The 15153-nt window shown below is 51.0% G+C and carries 11 protein-coding genes; 3 read left to right on the top strand and 8 right to left on the bottom strand.

Annotation, left to right across the window (positions count from 1 at the left end; translation table 11 throughout):
* Positions 1 to 41: 41 nt before the first annotated feature.
* Genes CL1_RS05525 through CL1_RS05515 form a run of 3 tightly spaced genes read left to right on the top strand, consistent with a single transcriptional unit; the run spans position 42 to position 1711 of the window.
* Positions 42 to 629 carry a hypothetical protein gene (locus CL1_RS05525; RefSeq protein ID WP_014788906.1) on the top strand — a complete coding sequence of 196 codons (588 nt, stop codon included), beginning with the start codon at positions 42 to 44 and terminating at the stop codon, positions 627 to 629.
* Positions 604 to 1143 carry a hypothetical protein gene (locus CL1_RS05520; protein ID WP_048151988.1) on the top strand — a complete coding sequence of 180 codons (540 nt, stop codon included), beginning with the start codon at positions 604 to 606 and terminating at the stop codon, positions 1141 to 1143. The genes CL1_RS05525 and CL1_RS05520 overlap by 26 nt, the downstream gene beginning before the upstream one ends.
* Before the next feature lie 13 nt (positions 1144 to 1156).
* Positions 1157 to 1711: a hypothetical protein gene (locus CL1_RS05515; RefSeq protein WP_014788904.1), complete on the top strand. Its 555-nt coding sequence runs from the start codon at positions 1157 to 1159 to the stop codon at positions 1709 to 1711.
* Between the two features lie 103 nt (positions 1712 to 1814).
* Here CL1_RS05515 and CL1_RS05510 read toward each other — a convergent pair whose 3' ends face one another.
* From CL1_RS05510 to CL1_RS05475, 8 genes are all read right to left on the bottom strand, one after another.
* Positions 1815 to 2207: a hypothetical protein gene (locus CL1_RS05510; protein WP_014788903.1), complete on the bottom strand. Its 393-nt coding sequence runs from the start codon at positions 2205 to 2207 to the stop codon at positions 1815 to 1817.
* The gene (locus tag CL1_RS05505) at positions 2179 to 2478 is read right to left on the bottom strand and encodes a hypothetical protein (RefSeq protein ID WP_014788902.1); all 300 of its coding nucleotides are present in this window, start codon (positions 2476 to 2478) and stop codon (positions 2179 to 2181) included. Before CL1_RS05505 ends, CL1_RS05510 begins: the two co-directional genes overlap by 29 nt.
* Positions 2479 to 2502: 24 nt before the next feature.
* On the bottom strand, positions 2503 to 2982 hold the full coding sequence (locus CL1_RS05500) for a toll/interleukin-1 receptor domain-containing protein (RefSeq protein WP_014788901.1): 480 nt from the start codon (positions 2980 to 2982) through the stop codon (positions 2503 to 2505).
* A 3-nt stretch (positions 2983 to 2985) separates the two neighbouring features.
* On the bottom strand, positions 2986 to 6843 hold the full coding sequence (locus tag CL1_RS05495; RefSeq protein ID WP_237266226.1) for an Eco57I restriction-modification methylase domain-containing protein: 3858 nt from the start codon (positions 6841 to 6843) through the stop codon (positions 2986 to 2988).
* Positions 6844 to 6967: 124 nt separating this feature from the next.
* Positions 6968 to 7654, bottom strand: a complete 687-nt coding sequence (locus CL1_RS05490; protein WP_014788899.1) for a hypothetical protein — start codon at positions 7652 to 7654, stop codon at positions 6968 to 6970.
* A 49-nt stretch (positions 7655 to 7703) separates the two neighbouring features.
* On the bottom strand, positions 7704 to 11603 hold the full coding sequence (locus CL1_RS05485; protein WP_014788898.1) for a DNA-directed DNA polymerase II large subunit: 3900 nt from the start codon (positions 11601 to 11603) through the stop codon (positions 7704 to 7706).
* Positions 11604 to 13760: a DNA-directed DNA polymerase II small subunit gene (locus CL1_RS05480; RefSeq protein ID WP_014788897.1), complete on the bottom strand. Its 2157-nt coding sequence runs from the start codon at positions 13758 to 13760 to the stop codon at positions 11604 to 11606. It abuts the gene before it with no gap.
* Positions 13760 to 15007 (bottom strand): ORC1-type DNA replication protein, encoded by a 1248-nt coding sequence (locus tag CL1_RS05475; protein WP_014788896.1) that lies wholly within the window; start codon positions 15005 to 15007, stop codon positions 13760 to 13762. The genes CL1_RS05480 and CL1_RS05475 overlap by 1 nt, the downstream gene beginning before the upstream one ends.
* Between the last annotated feature and the right edge of the window lie 146 nt (positions 15008 to 15153).

The raw sequence follows: 15153 nt of genomic DNA, 5'->3' as shown, positions 1-15153 counted from the left end.
TTTTTTAAGTTCAAAAACCCAATGAAAAGTGGGGGCATTCTATGGAGAACAGTGAACTTATTAAGATTCTCCAGTTGCTGGCGAAAGCAGAGAGTGAAAAGCCAAAGCTCGATGATGAGCTAATCAATAAAGTCATTGAAAAAGTTCTCTCGGAATACAGGCCAAGGGTTGCCGTTGGTAGAGACGGCCAGCTCACGATATCCATCCCGGGCAACAACGTGCTCTCTTCCCTTAAAGAGCTGGGCCTTGACACGAACGAGCAGAAACGCTACCTAAATGCAGCAATGAAGAAAACACTAAAGGTACTGGGAGAGATGGTCTTCAACGAAAAGGAGCCCGAAAGTGAGATAGAGAAGAAAATCTTTGAGACCCTCAACGTTCCTGACCTCAGAGTAAAAGCCAAGCTCAAAAGGGCTTACACCCTACCTGTAGTTGACGCTATTGAAGTGCACCCCGCGGAGATAAGCGTGGATGGAGCGGAGTTAAAGTACTACCTCTTGAAAATCGAACACTTAAAGGACAAGAAACCTGTTGCAATCAATTTTATTATGACAAGAGGGGATTTAATGAAGCTCCACAACGCCATAGGGGAGGTGCTCAGCGATGGCGATGTCACTCAAGGAAACTAATCAGTACTTCGCGGGAACCATTCGAGCCGGACAGCCAATCTTCTACTACGAGAGCGGCCTGGCATTATCCTCAGAGGAGCCAGAAGAGATGCCAACTGTATCTGAGGAAGCAATAAGCGTGTTGGAAAACGCTCTGTCAGCACTCTCATCAAACATAGCGAGGGCACTGCTAATCCTCCGTGAGATGGTGCTCCTTTCGGGCCTTCAAGAGGAGTGGACGGGAAAGCTTAAGGTGGATCTCGAATCCCTACTTGAGACCCCGATACCCCACAAAGAGCTGATAATTGGTTATCTCCGGAGGATTCTCCCTGAATGGTTGAATAAGCCAGAAGTCAGGGAAATAAAAGTAACTGCGGGAACACCGGAGGGGGGTATCAACCCCCATGTTGTAATAATAGCAAAGTTCAGGGATTCCGAGGAAGCCGTTGACTTATCAGAAGAGTTCGAGTATCAGCTCCTATCAGCGGACCCCAAGGTGTCCAACAGGATACTCGTGTATTCCCTGTTTGAATGACGGTGAGGGGGACATGCCCGACTTTGACCCCAAAGGGTTCAAGTTAGTTGGAGACTACCTGAGTTCTTTAAACGAGGACTCCGGTACGCCTCCTCGCGATGCTATCAACAGAACCGCTGTTGGAAGGTATTATTACTCCGCCTTTTTGCAGCTGAGGGAGGTTTTAAAGAAGGGACTGGAAAAGTATCCTAAGTCCTTGCGGGATAAGGATTTTAATGATTTTATTGTCGCGCTTGAGGGTAAAAACTCACACGCAACCATCATAGCCTTCTTCGAAGCACTCAAGGAAGAAATTAACGACGTGAGGATTAGACAGGCCCATAACTCTATGGTGTACTTAAGAGCCTTACGAAACGCGGCTGACTACGACTTGAGAGAGAAGCCGGAGATTAAAACACCTAAAAGCCCGGAAAAAGTTAACTTCTCATCAAAAGCCTACGTTCAAAAAGCCCAACGCAAATACTCCTTTGTGGAAAACCTACTGGAAGATGATAGTGGAGACAAGTTGGGAGATATTATTCGAGTGCACAAGAACACAGTTGCCAATTGTATTAAAAAGGCATTATGAAAATTACGCTGAAGGGATACCTGAGTGGGAGTTAACCAAAACGGCATTCATTAAACTTCTGAGAGAACTCTTTAAGCCCATGTCTGGCGGCTTTTTTAAAGCACTATTTGTATTGCCGGTTAATTCCCAGAGCGTGATTTATGGTAACTAAACTATAAGTGGAGTTAAATTTCCCAATTTGCTTGCCTAACTCTTGACTAAAAATTTGCCTCTTCTTCTCATTCTTCTGCATCTCTTCTACGATAAGAGGTAGATAATCAGTGAGAGACTCAATATCTGGGGTTTCATTTTTAAACGCAGTAGCTAAACCGTCCAACAATAAAATCTGAGTTTCATCCAAATCAAGAGCATCGATAATCATGTTCCTATGCCTTCTAACAAGCTTCATAAGTTCATACATGCTTTTTGTTAGCTCTTTGTAATCTCTTTCAATTTGATTTACTATTCTCTGAGCTTTTTCTTTTGGTTCAAAAGGTGGTATCGCTATGGAGTACATAAACAGTGCCCCCAAATGCATATGCGACATCATCTGCCAGTTTTTCAAGATCATTACGAGCCTTGTCGAGCTTTTTCTGGAACGTGAGTGCAAGGGATCTTTTAAGTTTCCGTTTCCTTTCTTCTCTCTTCCTCCATTGGATAAACCTGTGAATAATCTCGAATGCCCCATAAACCTCAAGAACTAGACTAAGGTATGGCCTTAGATTCGCCGCGATAGTCCCTCCCGAGCCCGTAAAGACTTCAAATATTGCCTTGTCGAGCTCGTGCATGAACACTCCCTTCTTTGTTTAAAATTATTTTTTGTGAGTCAAATAATAGGCTGCAAAAGCTCCCAAGGCAATCAAAATTAGCACCCCAAGCATCTCCTTGAATTCCTTTGACTCTTTTAGTCTAGTTAAGTATTCCTTAATCTTTTGGAGTGCTGGCTCTAAGTTTCTCGGATCAAATCTTATGTATTCAACACCGGTTAAAAAGCCAGTAACATTAACCCCCTCCTCTACCAGGGGAATTATCAGTTTTCCAATAGCTTTTGCATATCCCAATTCCTGTTGAACCCATGCCGACTTTGAAGCTTTACTTGTCAATATTGCGAGAACAACATCACATCGTCTGATGGCCTCTTCTATCTTGGCGGGAAGATAAGTACCAGCCCTAACGTCTTCCTCTGCAAGGTATACATGGAATCCTTGAACTTCTAAGGTCTCTTTCACCTTTGTGATAACTTCATAATCTGAGGAGGAATGGCTAATAAAAACACTCAACAATTCAATCACCCCTCACTTCTTCCCCTTCTTCTTCGAAAACGTCTTCGCCTTCACCAGCCTCGCCTTCACGAGCTCCACCACAGCTTTGTAAACCTCAAGCTGCTCCTCCTCCGTCAGGCCAAGGGCCTCGAAGATGACCCTGTCAAGCTCGCGCCTGTCAGGCATAACCCTGTCGAGGGAGACGTCCTCGGGGTTAATGTTGCTCAGGTCTCTGTTGGGCTTTGGAAGGCCGAGCTCCTCAAAGATGGACTTGATTTCGCGGTTGGCCATTTTATTTAAAATTTGACCCAATTTATTATTCTTGACCATCAGTACAGGAATTTGTCGATATTCATTGGGATCAACTTTTAACATACCACCTCCCATATTAGCCTTTCCATAGAGCTCAATCATGAATATCCCAAGTGTAGAGTTAAAATATGCCCACAGTGGGACAATATCTTCCTTAGATATAACATCAATCTCCGCGAAACTATTACTAGTCAATGCTTCCGCTTTATTGTATGCACAAATAAAGGTCGAACCAATTCCACATGCCATAATTAAAGGTGATGGTTTTCTGCAATTCAAGGCGTACCATATCTTTTTTGATGCGAACGTGCTCCTTTGATTGATTTTTTTCTTCTCACCATACTCTATGTATTTCAACACATTGGTTTCTTTGAGCGTACTTTTGGGCTTTGAGACACAAAGTAGGAACCTTTTAATGTCCTTGTCTTCAATAATGATCCTTGATAATTCTCTAGCTTTCATGATTGCGGGCCTTAAATATTGAGGCTCAATTCCAAACTCACGTATTGTCTCTTTCTGAAGATAAAAGAAATTGTTAGCACCAGTAGGTCTACCCTCATAAACCCTGGCAATGTTATCCTTTTCCAAGTATTTCCATGATACTCGATCGTTTCCTAGTATTCTGTAGGTTATTTTGGGGGCCCTTACAAGGAGAGTTCCCCATTTCACTCCATGATAATTACCGTGGATATTGTATGCTTGGAGCAATGGGTTTTTCTTTCCTATTTTTGCCCCTCCCAGTTTTGCTAAGTCTACTTCCGAAATCCATCTAATTGTAATCTCCTCATTGGACCACAAACATAATCTGGTATTGAATACATTAAATTCATCTGAACACTCAAGAGAGTCAAAAAGTGTGCCAATAGTGTCTAAAGCAATCTTTGAAAAAGGTACTTTTAGCAGTATAAACTTGACAGCGTTATCTGTCACAGTATTAAAGAGCTCTCTGGGTTTTCTAGTTGCAATTGTTATGGATGTATTAACCTCTGCTTGCTCAAATGATCTAGTAGAATAATCTATTAAATACCTCAAGTGAGTAACCCTAAGCAAGAATTCTTGGAGGGGCTTTCCGTATTCACTATCCATCCAAGAGTTTGAAGTGATGAATACTATTGTTCCGGCTTTGTTTAGTAGATTTACACCTTGGACAAAAAAGTAGACATACAGGTCAGAATTCGGATTTAACGATAACTCTTTGCCAAATTTTTCCCGGATTACTAATTCCATGTGCTTTTTAATATTGTTTTTATACTCTTTCTTCAATTTTTTCTGAAGGTCTAAAGGTAATGTCTGAAATTCAACCAAATCATGGTATTCAGGGTAAATCTTTTTTGATTTAACATACGGCGGGTTCGCTATCACGATGTCGAAGCCCCTCTTCTCGAGCATGACATCTGGAAAATCAAGCTCCCAGATGAATGGCGGCTTCTCAAGGGCCGAAAAGTCCTCTTTCTTGACGGCCTCAAGGAGCAACCTAACCTCTTTCTTCTCCTTGGCCTTCAGCTCCTCCTCAAGGGCCCTCTCAAGGAACTCCTGGAGCGCACCCCACTTGGCCATCTCGATGTCCTTCAAAGTAACGGGCTTCCCGTCTATCTTTTCACCCATGTAGTACTTTCTCACGAGCTCTTTGTAAGCGACTATCGCCTCACTCGCACCCTTCTTGGCCCAGAGGAGTTTGAGGCTCTCTCTGAATTTAGCCAGAGGTATTTCAATGACCTTTTTCTTTCCACCGACCCTCAGGACAAAGTGTGGCGGAGCGAGCGAATCCCCAACCGCGAGCTTCGTCTCAAGGTTGGGCAGGATCGGCTCGTTCGGGATAGTTCCCTCACCCTCGATGAGCGCCAACCACAGCCTGAGCTTTGCCACCCTTATCGCCCAGTCCTTTATGTCAACGCCGTAGATGTTGTCCCTGATGATTTCAAGCTTCTTCTTGTAGGTAACCTTGCTGTCCTCGGTGAGCTTTTCGTGGAGCTCTATGAGGAGGTGGTACATTCCAACGAGAAACGCACCGCTTCCAGCCGCGGGGTCAACGACCCTGACCTCGTTGAGGGCCCTCTCAAGGGTCTCTATTTCATTCCAGGAGAGGCTCTTTGGATCCCAATTATAGGGTGGGGTGAACACGAAACTCCTGAGGAGGCCTTTATCGAGCTTGGTGTTCCTTTCGAGGTATTCATAGACCGCCATCCTGCACATGAAATCCACTTCGCTCCTCGGAGTGTAGAATATTCCAGATGCCCGCCTCTCCTCCTCGCTTTCAATTTGTTCCTCTTCGGCTATGAGCGACTCGTAAATCTTGCCAAGCATGGCCGGGTCAACGGCAACCTCAACCTCGTAGGGGGTCTCCTCCGTGACGGTGAAGTTGTAGACCTCAAAGAAGCCCATCACAATCTCCGTAATGAGTTTGTTGTCTATCTCCGTGATAACCTCGTCGAGGTTTACGCCTGCGATTTCAACTGGGCTGAAGAGTCCGCCGTTGAAGTAGGGGACACCGTAGAGAAAGACATCCCTGACGATGGGGGAAGGCACTTTGTTGATGTCCTCGATGTCCTTACGACTGTAGCCCCTTCTTGGACGGTTCATCGCGTAGAGGAAGAGAACCCTAAGGTAATCCCCATAAAAGTTACCGCCGTATTCCTCGTACTGGTCGTGGAGCCACTTGACGAAGTTCCGGAGGTCAACCTCATCCTGGAGTTCCTTCCTGAGGGTACTGAGGTCAACTATCCAGCCCTTCTTCTGGAGGAAGTAGACGAACATCAGCCTGTTGAAGAACGTGTGGGCGAAGGTTTTGGAGGCCCTCTCAACGAATATTTCTTCCCTCTTGGCTTTTGGTATTTCTATCGATTCACCGGTGAGGAGGTAGTCATCGGGGCAGAGGGCTCTTAGCTCTGAACCATATCTCGTTTTAATCCAGTTTTTAAGGTCGTAGTAGCTCCTCTTGTACTCCCTGAAGAACTCCTCGGCCAATGGTTTAACGAGCATGTAATTGTTCAGTGCATCCCTGATTAAGCTGGCGGAAAGCGTATCGTGCTTTCTGAGCTCCAGGGCAACTTTCGAGATGTTCGTTGCCAGCGTCCTGAACTTCTTCTCCTCGGGGTCGATTACGTAGACGTTGAGCTTTGCGCTCTCAAGCTTTCTCTGGTAGATTGGAATGATGAGCTTCCAGTACTTGTGCTTCTTGCTCTTTGGGTTCTCTATCACATCCAGAATGATGATGAAGTTTGCGAACGAGATATCCGAGGAATATGAGGTAAAGTTCAGCAGGTTTTTCACGAGCTTTTGGCGGTATTTAAGAGTGTCCTTCCATGTTTCAGCGTAGATGACGTAGAAATTTAAGCCCCTAGAGCGTGCCACAGAGATTACCTTTAACTCTCCAGTGTTCTCATCAACGAAGTCATCGAGGTATTCCCTCTCAACTTCTTCATCCTCACTCTCAAAACCCCAGTGCTCAAAAATCTCCCTGAACACATCCATGGCACTGTTAGTCCGGATCTCGGGTTCAAGGCCCCCGAGAAGGGACTCCACGACTCTAGCTTCAGCAACAACATCATTACCTTCGGTCATCGCCATGACAATCACCATCGAGTCTAACTATCCCCTATTGTTTTTAAAGGTTAACTCAATACGGGAACTTTTTTTGACTACAACGCAATAAACACTATACCAACCAGTGTATGCTCAAAAAATCTTAACAAACCCTGAGCCCCTAAAACGCGAACTCCTCCACACTGAACTCCTCGATCACCCTCTCGAAGTCGTTCTCCGGGGCGTAGGTAAAGCCACAGGAGGAACACTTCAGGACGCCGTTCTCCTCGTGGAGCGGGGAAAAGCAGACCGGACAGCGGTACTCCTCGCGGCTCAGCCTATCGTAAACCTCGTCCTTCATAACGAGCAGGTTCAGCTCGCTCTCCCAGTCCTCGTGGAGCATTCCCCAGTAGGGAGTCTCAATGGGGTAAAAATCCTCAAGAATCAGGGCGTTTATGCCTATCCCCCTCACTCCAGGCGGGAGCTTCCCGGCAGGCTCTATGCTCACCACGTACTGGTCGTAGAACTCTATGTGCTCCGCCCTAACCGTCAGTCCCCGCGAGAGCCTTGAGCGGAGGGGAATGAGCTGTAGGAAAAGGCTTTCCCTTTCAACGTCCCAGCTCGCGCTTACCGAAACGCTCCCCTTCGTGAAGAACTGGGTTATGAAACGCTCATCGCGCTCTTCACCAGCAAAGTGAAAGCCCAGCTTTCCCATCGCCCTCCCGAGGAAGTTGGGTCTTGGGAGCCTTCCATAGTTTATCATGTACTCGCCAATCCACCCCGCGAGGGGCATGGAATAGCCGATGAAAGCCTGCCGCTGGACGCGGAGGTAGGCCACACTGGGGAGCAATTTGAACCCGGGGCTCATTCCCATCAAAGAAAGAGGGGCGTAATGATATATATGATTAACGGTAAAGCTAGGAGCCAAAGAACTCGTCGAGGCTGATGCCCTTCTTGGGCTTTTTCATCTTTGACTTCTCCTTCCTGACGGCCTTTTCCAGACCCTCGGAGGGTTTTGTTTTCTTATCGGCTTTTTTGGACTTCTTTTCAGTTTTCGTCCCGGCCTTTGACTTTTCGGCCTTTTTCTTGAGCTTCCCGTTGGCCTTCAGCTCGTCGAGGTAGCCGTTCCGACCGTTGGATTTGCCCGTCCGCTCCTTTATCATCTTCTCGCATACGTCGGCGGAGAATCCCATAAGCGTCCTCTGTCTCTCCGGGAAGACGTTCTCGAAGAGGGACTTTATGTCCTTCTCGGTCAGGCATATCCTCTGCCTCGTGTAGTCGAGCACGTTGTACTTCGTGACGAGCATCTTGGCCGTTGGCAGGTACTTCTCTATGGCGCCCTTGCTGACGGTAAGGACTATCTTACCGCCGCACTTCGGGCATTTGCCGGCCAGCGGCGGTCTGCGGTACTTCGTGTTGCATTTCACACACCTGAACTCCTGACGGGTGAAGCTCCTCAGGTTGCCCCTCAAATCCGGGACGAGGTGGGAGTTGATTATCGTTTCGGCAACGTGGTGCTCGTCCACCGCGCGAATGCGCTCGGCGAGGGCGAGCTGGCGCTCCACCTTCTCCACCATATCGCCGAGCTGTTTGTACAGGCTCATCTTCGGGCCGAGGCCGATGTCGTCCGTATCGTGGGTGAACTTTATGCCCTCGTACATCTCCGGTTTGCCGAGCCTGTCCTCAACGCGCTCGATGAACTTAATCTCCTTCGGAGACTTCATCTCGTAGGTGGCGCTGTAGAATTCAAGGGGATAGTAGCGGACCACGTCCATGTTGTGGACCTCACTGTCCACCTCGCGCGGGTCGAGGCGTGTGGTAACGACGAGCGGAGCGTCCATCTTGCCGCCGCGCTTCTCGGGCAGGTAGTACTTGCTGAAGTTGAGCAGTGCATCGAGGAGGAGCATGACAGCGTCCTCGTCGCCGTCACAGTTGCGCCTTTTAGCTGCATGATAGTACGGGTGAGCGTAGCCAACGAGAACGTCCGAAAAGCCGATTATCCTGCCGATGATTCCGGCCGAGGTGTGTGGGGCTAAACCTATAACGAGGTGCCCGACGAGATCCTCCATCTTCTCGGCGTTGTAGAACCTCGGCAGGCCGTAGAACTTCTCAAGGAGGTCGTCTATGAAGCGAGCCACCTTGAGGAGATATTTCCCTGCCTCGTAGGGCAGTATGACGTCCTGGACTTTAAGCTCGAGTATCTGGTCGTCCCGCTCAAGGGGCTTGCCCTCGAAGTCGTGGGTGTAGCCGAGCTCCCTCAATTTTTCAACGCTCGTTCCAATTTCCCTCGGCTTGAAGTGGGTTATGGGGGCATCGGTGGCGTCGAAGCGAATCGTTCCATCTTTAAAGACGTAGACGTCGTTTTTGGCCCTCAGCAGGCCCTTCTCAAGCGGTTCTGCCATCTTAAAGCCAGAGGTCATACCCTGGACGCCCTTGAGCCTGTCGATGCCGTAGACCTTGACGTTCTCCATCGCGGCGCGGAGAAGCTCGGAGGGCTTTATGGTTCTCCTCGCGTATGGCTTAAGCTCGGTTCCGCACTTCGGACAGCGGAAGTCAAAGTTCTCGGCCTCACCCTGCGAGTAATCAACGTTGCACTTGGCGCAGTGCCAGAGAAGCTCCTTCCGTGTCCCACAGCGCGGGCAGATGTGCTCAGGCCCGGTGTGGCCGCACTCCGGGCACTTGAAGAAGGCTATCTCCACGCTCGTTACCTTTCCTTCCTCGGCGGCCTTCTTTATGTCGCGCGAGCTTCCACCGGCGAGGCCTATGGGGAAGAGAACCTGAACAGGCGGCTTCATCTTCCTCTCCTTGGCCTTCTCCGGCCTGCCCATACGAGCGCCGATCCAGCTGATTCCCCTGTCGCGGAGCTTGATCCCGTTGTTCTCGTTGATGATGTCGATGACCGTGAAGAGGGGCTTGGCCTCGAACTCCCACTCGAGGTTGCCCAGGGGTGTGAGCAGAGCTGCACTCCAGGGGTAGTCTATCACGATGACCTTTTTCCTGTCCTCGGTCCGCTCAAGCCTGTGGGGGAGGCCGAGCAGTTCAAGGTGGCGCTTTATCTTTGGATCGCTGTCGAGGACTACCTTCCTCGCGAACTTGAGCTTTCTGAACTCGTCCCACTCGATTTGGGCACCCACAAGGGCCCTCTGGAGCTCCTCAACCTCCTCCGGCTCCAGCGTGTTCCAGTAGAGGGTGTAGTACGGGTGAAGGGGAACGTCGAGAACCTTTGAGATGTGCACCGCCTCCTCGACGCTCGGCCTCACGCGGAGGGGGTCCTTGAGGAGCTTCTCCAGGAAATCTGGGTCGAGCTCAATGTATTCCGCCGCCTCCTCGATGGCCTCGCGCGGGTTGTCGGAGAAGGGCTTAAGCTCGACCTCGTAGGTCTCCGCTATGGCTTTGACGAACTCCTGAACCCACCATTCCTCGGCGTAGTTGGCAGGCAGGAGCGTCTGGTTGTTCTCGACGAAGTCTCCGAAGTTCACAAGGGCATCGCCAACGTAGAGTATCTCCTCGATTTTGTCCCTGATTCTGAGGGCCGTTTGGTAGTCGTCTACCCTCACCACGCTCCCGTCCCTGAGCTTTACTATCGGTCCCTCGACGGTGGTGGCGGGGGTTACGATGCAGCCCTTTCCGGGCCTCTCCGTCTTCATCTGGGTGCCTATCGCTATGAACTCGTCGAGGATGAGCATCGTCGCTGGGTTCACGCTCCAGGTGGCGAACCCGCTGACGCGGGAGCGACCGTATCTGAGCCTGAACCCGCCGTTGGTTGATGGCTCGGCAAAGAGCGGCCTCCCACCGATTATCTCCTTCGTGTACTTCTTGTTTGGGGCTATGTTGGCCCTAAAGCGCTCGTAGAGCTCGTAGTAGAAGCCCTTCTCAACTTTTTCGGCAACTTCCTCCCTGGCGCCGAAATCCTCAGCCTTGGATTCTCCAGGTTTGGAATCCTCCGCCTTCTTGCCCTTCTCCTTGGCCTCGACGAACTCCTTTATCCAGTCCCAGCCGTCCACACCCATCTTATCTATGTACTTGACGAGCTTCTTCGCCTTCTGGAGAACTCCCTCGGCCAGAACGAGAATAGCTCCACCGCGCAGGTGGTTGGTTTCAACGCCGGGAACGTCACGGTGGGAAACCTCGACTTTATCCGTTTCTTCGCCGGTTATCTCGATGGGAATGTTCCTCATGGCAAGCCTTACCTCGTCGGCCTCAGGGTGGTACTGCAGGCGCGTGACGGCGCGGTGGTAGAGATCTATCTCCTCGACCATTCTCTCTATGTGCTTCTCGCTGGGCTTGAAGCGGTCGAGGCCGAGCTTCTTCCTCACGTAGTCGCCGACGAGAACGCTTAAAGCCTGGGCCGTCCCGCCGGAGCTCCTTATCGGTCCCGCGTAGTAGAGCGCCAAGTACTCGCTGTTGTCCTCCCACTCGTTGCGCTTGATCTTAACGTCTGCTATTCCCTCAAGGGGGGCCGAGACGATGCCCTCGGTGAGAATGGCAAGAGCGGTTCTTACAGCCTGCTCCGCGTATTTCTCCTTGCTTCCCAAATCGCCGAACTTGCCATCGATGATTTCATCTACCACCTTTAACGCGGCCAGCTCCTTACCGTACTCCCTGACTAGCTCTCTTATTCTCTCGGCAACGCCCGGTGGGCCCACAAGGCTTTCCACACGGCCGGCCATGTCCGTGGCCTGGGGCACTTCAACTTCAAGGCTCGGGTCTTTTCCCTGAGCGCGGGCCTTTCTCGCAACCTCGTAGGCCCTGTCAATCTCGCGCTGGAGGGATTCGAAGTAGGCCTTCATTTCAGGTGAGTACAGCTCCTCCCCCATTCAAACCCCCTCGCAGAACTGGTCGAACCTCACGACGGCGCGGAGACGGGCGGTCTCAACGTCTATTATCGGGACCCTCGCAGGGGTCGGCACGATGTTCACCATCTTCTGGAACTCCGTCTGGGCCTGCCAGGTGCCGGTGTTTATCAGGAAGACGCCGTTGTAAATCCTGTACTCCATGACGTGGACGTGGCCGGCCTGGAAGAGGTCGGGAACCGACTCTATGACGAGCGTGTCCTCGGGGTCAGGCGCTATGGGAACCTTCTCCCCGAAGGTCGGCGCGAGATGGCGGAGCTTCAGCAGGTCAAGCATCGCCTCCGCAGGCCTGTGGTGGCTCCTGTTCGGGAGAGCGGTGACGACGTCTTCTATGCCCCTACCGTGAGCTATGAGGAAGTCCCTGCCGTGGAGCCTTATCACGGCGGGGTTGCTTATTATGACCGCGTTCTTTAGCCTCTTCAGTGGACGGGCGTATTCGTCGTAGAAGCCCGGCTGAGGCAGGGCCGTTCTAGCGGCATCGTGGTTGCCAGGGCCGATGAAGGTGGTTATGTGATCCGGAACGTTGCGGAGAAGGTTCGTTAGGGCCTCATACTGGTCAAAGATATCGGGAATCGCCAGCTCGTTGTACTGGCCGGGATAGATGCCTATCCCATCAACCACGTCGCCGGCGATTATCATGTACTTTATCCTACTGACCAGCTCCTCTTCCTTCCTGTTGTTCACCTCACCGTTGAGCCACTCGAGGAACCTTTCAAAGGCCTTCTCGCAGAACTTGTTAGAGCCAACGTGGATATCGCTCAAGAGGATCGCGTAAACCTTCTCCTCCAACGGGGGCTTCTCACGCTTGAACTTGGGGACGTCTGGGAGGAATATCTTGTCAGCGAAGAAGAGACCCCTTCTGGAATAGCGGCCACGGAAGGCAACGACAGAGTCGGGCATTATCTGGAAGAACTTCCTGCTCTCCTCGTTGTTGCGGTTTATGAAGACCTTGATTATCCCCGTGTTGTCCTCGACCTCGAACATGAAGCCCTTGGCCGTTTCCTTCTTGCTGTTGATGAGGCCTATTATGGTTACCTCCTCATCGCCGCCCACGTAGCTCAGCTTGCCGATGTCTATGACACTTCCGAGCTCTGGGTTCTCGCGGAGGATCCGGCGCATCTTCCTCAGCCGACTCTTAAAGTAGTCAGCATACACCTTGACTATTATCTCCCCTTCCTTGCTCGCGGCGCTCTTCACCTTGGGGACCTCGAACTTCACGTCCTTGACGTCGAAGACCAGCTCCCAGTCGTCAGGGATCTCCCTAGCCCGGTAAACGAACCCCTCCCTCGGGGTTATCACAACGTCGCGGTAAACCGAGTAGCTCTTTTCTTCCTCCAGCACCTCATCTCCAACGTAGGCTATTGGAACCCCGTAGTCACCGTAAACGATCTTCGGCTTGACCCCATTGCCGTTCTCATAATACTCCTCACTGTCCCCGTAGCCGCTCCCGTTGGCATACTCATTTTCAGCAACAAGGGGGCCTTGGGAGCTATTCTCCAAAGGATTATCCTCTAGGAGGACGTCAGATTCGGTGGAACTGTTTTCAGTCCGGACATCTTCCACTGGAAGCACCTCTCCAGAAACCTCGGCCACACCCTCACCGGATTCATCACTGGAGGTCTCGCTGACCGAAGTTCCAGTGGAAATAGAACTCTCCCCCCCGAAGAAGTGGGATTTTTCTTGCTCCAATTGTGAAAAGGAAGGTGTTTTGGAGAGGATTTCTTCGGCATTTCCAGTGGAAATCAACGTGCCTGACCTATCGGCCGAATCTTCCCCGACGTCACTGATCTCTGACAACGAAGCACTATCCCCGGCCGAATCCACAGAATGGGATTGTTCTTCCCGATATTCAACCACACCACCAGAATCCTCCAAGATTCCCTCACCAGTTTCGGCGGACGGCTGCGGCTCGGAGGGAGAGGGAACTTCCAATGGAACGCCCCCTTTCATCTCGAGGAACTCCCTTGCGATGGAGGAGTCTATTACAAAGGTTCCCCTAGCCTTGGCAAACTTTATCAGCTCGGCGAGCGTGAAGTCCCTCTTATAGCCGTCGGCGAGAAGATAGTAGGCGGAAGGAGTTATTAGATAGCGGTTTGTCATTAAGTCCTCTATCAGGCCCATCAGAGCAGCCTCCTCTGGCGGGACATGCTAATCGTGAGCAGGGTCTGGAGCTGCGGGTCGTGGCGGTATATGTTCTTCACCTTATAAGGTGTTACGTTGAGCCGTATCTCTTTCGTCCTGCCGTAGCGGCCCTTACTGACGACCTTGGCGTTGATGATGCCAAGCATGTCGAGCTCGTTTATCAGATCGCTGACGCGCCTCTGGGTGAGGGGCTCGAGGTCTATGTGGTCGCAGAGGGACATGTAAACCGAGTAAACGTCGCCGGTGTTGGCAGGCAACTCGCCGTTCTCGTCGAGGAGAACGATGGCGTAGAGGAGAACCTTCGAGTGGAGGGGAAGGGTTTTTATGACCTCCTCCATCGTGTCCTGCTCTATCTTCTCCTGGGCCTTCCAGACGTGCCTCTCCGTTACTTTACTAGCCCCCTCGCGCTCCGCTATCTCACCCGCAACGCGGAGCAGGTCAAGGGCCCTTCTCGCATCACCATGCTCGCGAGCGGCCAGGGCGGCACAGAGGGGAACGACACCGTCGTCGAGAACGCCCTCGTTGAAGGCATCTTTGGCACGCTGGAGGAGAATATCCCTGAGCTGGTTGGCGTCGTAAGGCGGAAAGACAACCTCCTCCTCACTCAGGCTCGAGAGAACACGTGCGTCGAGATACTCCTTGAACTTTAGGTCGTTGGAGATGCCGATTATGCTAACCTTGGCCCTGGACAGCTCGGTATTTATCCTCGTGAGGGAGTAGAGTATGTCGTCGCCGCTCTTCTTGATGAGCTTGTCAATCTCGTCCAGGACTATTATGACGAAGCGCTCACGCGCATCTATAACCTCCTTCAGTCTCGCGTAAACCTCGTCTGTCGGCCAGCCGACGAGAGGAACCTCCACACCACTCTCGTCTTTGAAATAGTTCACGATGTTGGCCAGAACGCGGTACTGGGTATCCACTATCTCGCAGTTTATGTAGATGACATCGACGGGAATCCGATACTTGTCGGATATCTTTTTCAGCTCCTCTGTGACGAACTTTATGGTGACGGTCTTACCCGTTCCAGTCTTCCCGTACACGAAAACGTTTGAAGGCGTCTCACCGCGCAGGACGGGAACTAGAATGTGAGCCAGCTCCTCTATCTGCTCGCGCCTGTGGGGAAGCTCCTTGGGAGTGTAGCTATGCCTGAGCACTTCCTTGTTCTTGAATATCTTCTTGGCGTGGAGATACTTCTCGAAGATCGAATCGAGGTAGTTGTCGTCCATGAGCACCACCCATTCCACCGGAAATCCAGGGCGACCCCAGATTATAGCGCAAATTAAGCAGGACATTATCGCCAGATGAACATTTTTAAGCGCTAATTCTGGATATTTGTCAAGATACCATGTTCCAAATTGAACGCTATACACTG

The sequence above is a fragment of the Thermococcus cleftensis genome, assembly GCF_000265525.1.
Classification (GTDB): Archaea; Methanobacteriota_B; Thermococci; order Thermococcales; family Thermococcaceae; genus Thermococcus; species Thermococcus cleftensis.
This window is presented reverse-complemented; position numbering and strand designations above follow the sequence as displayed.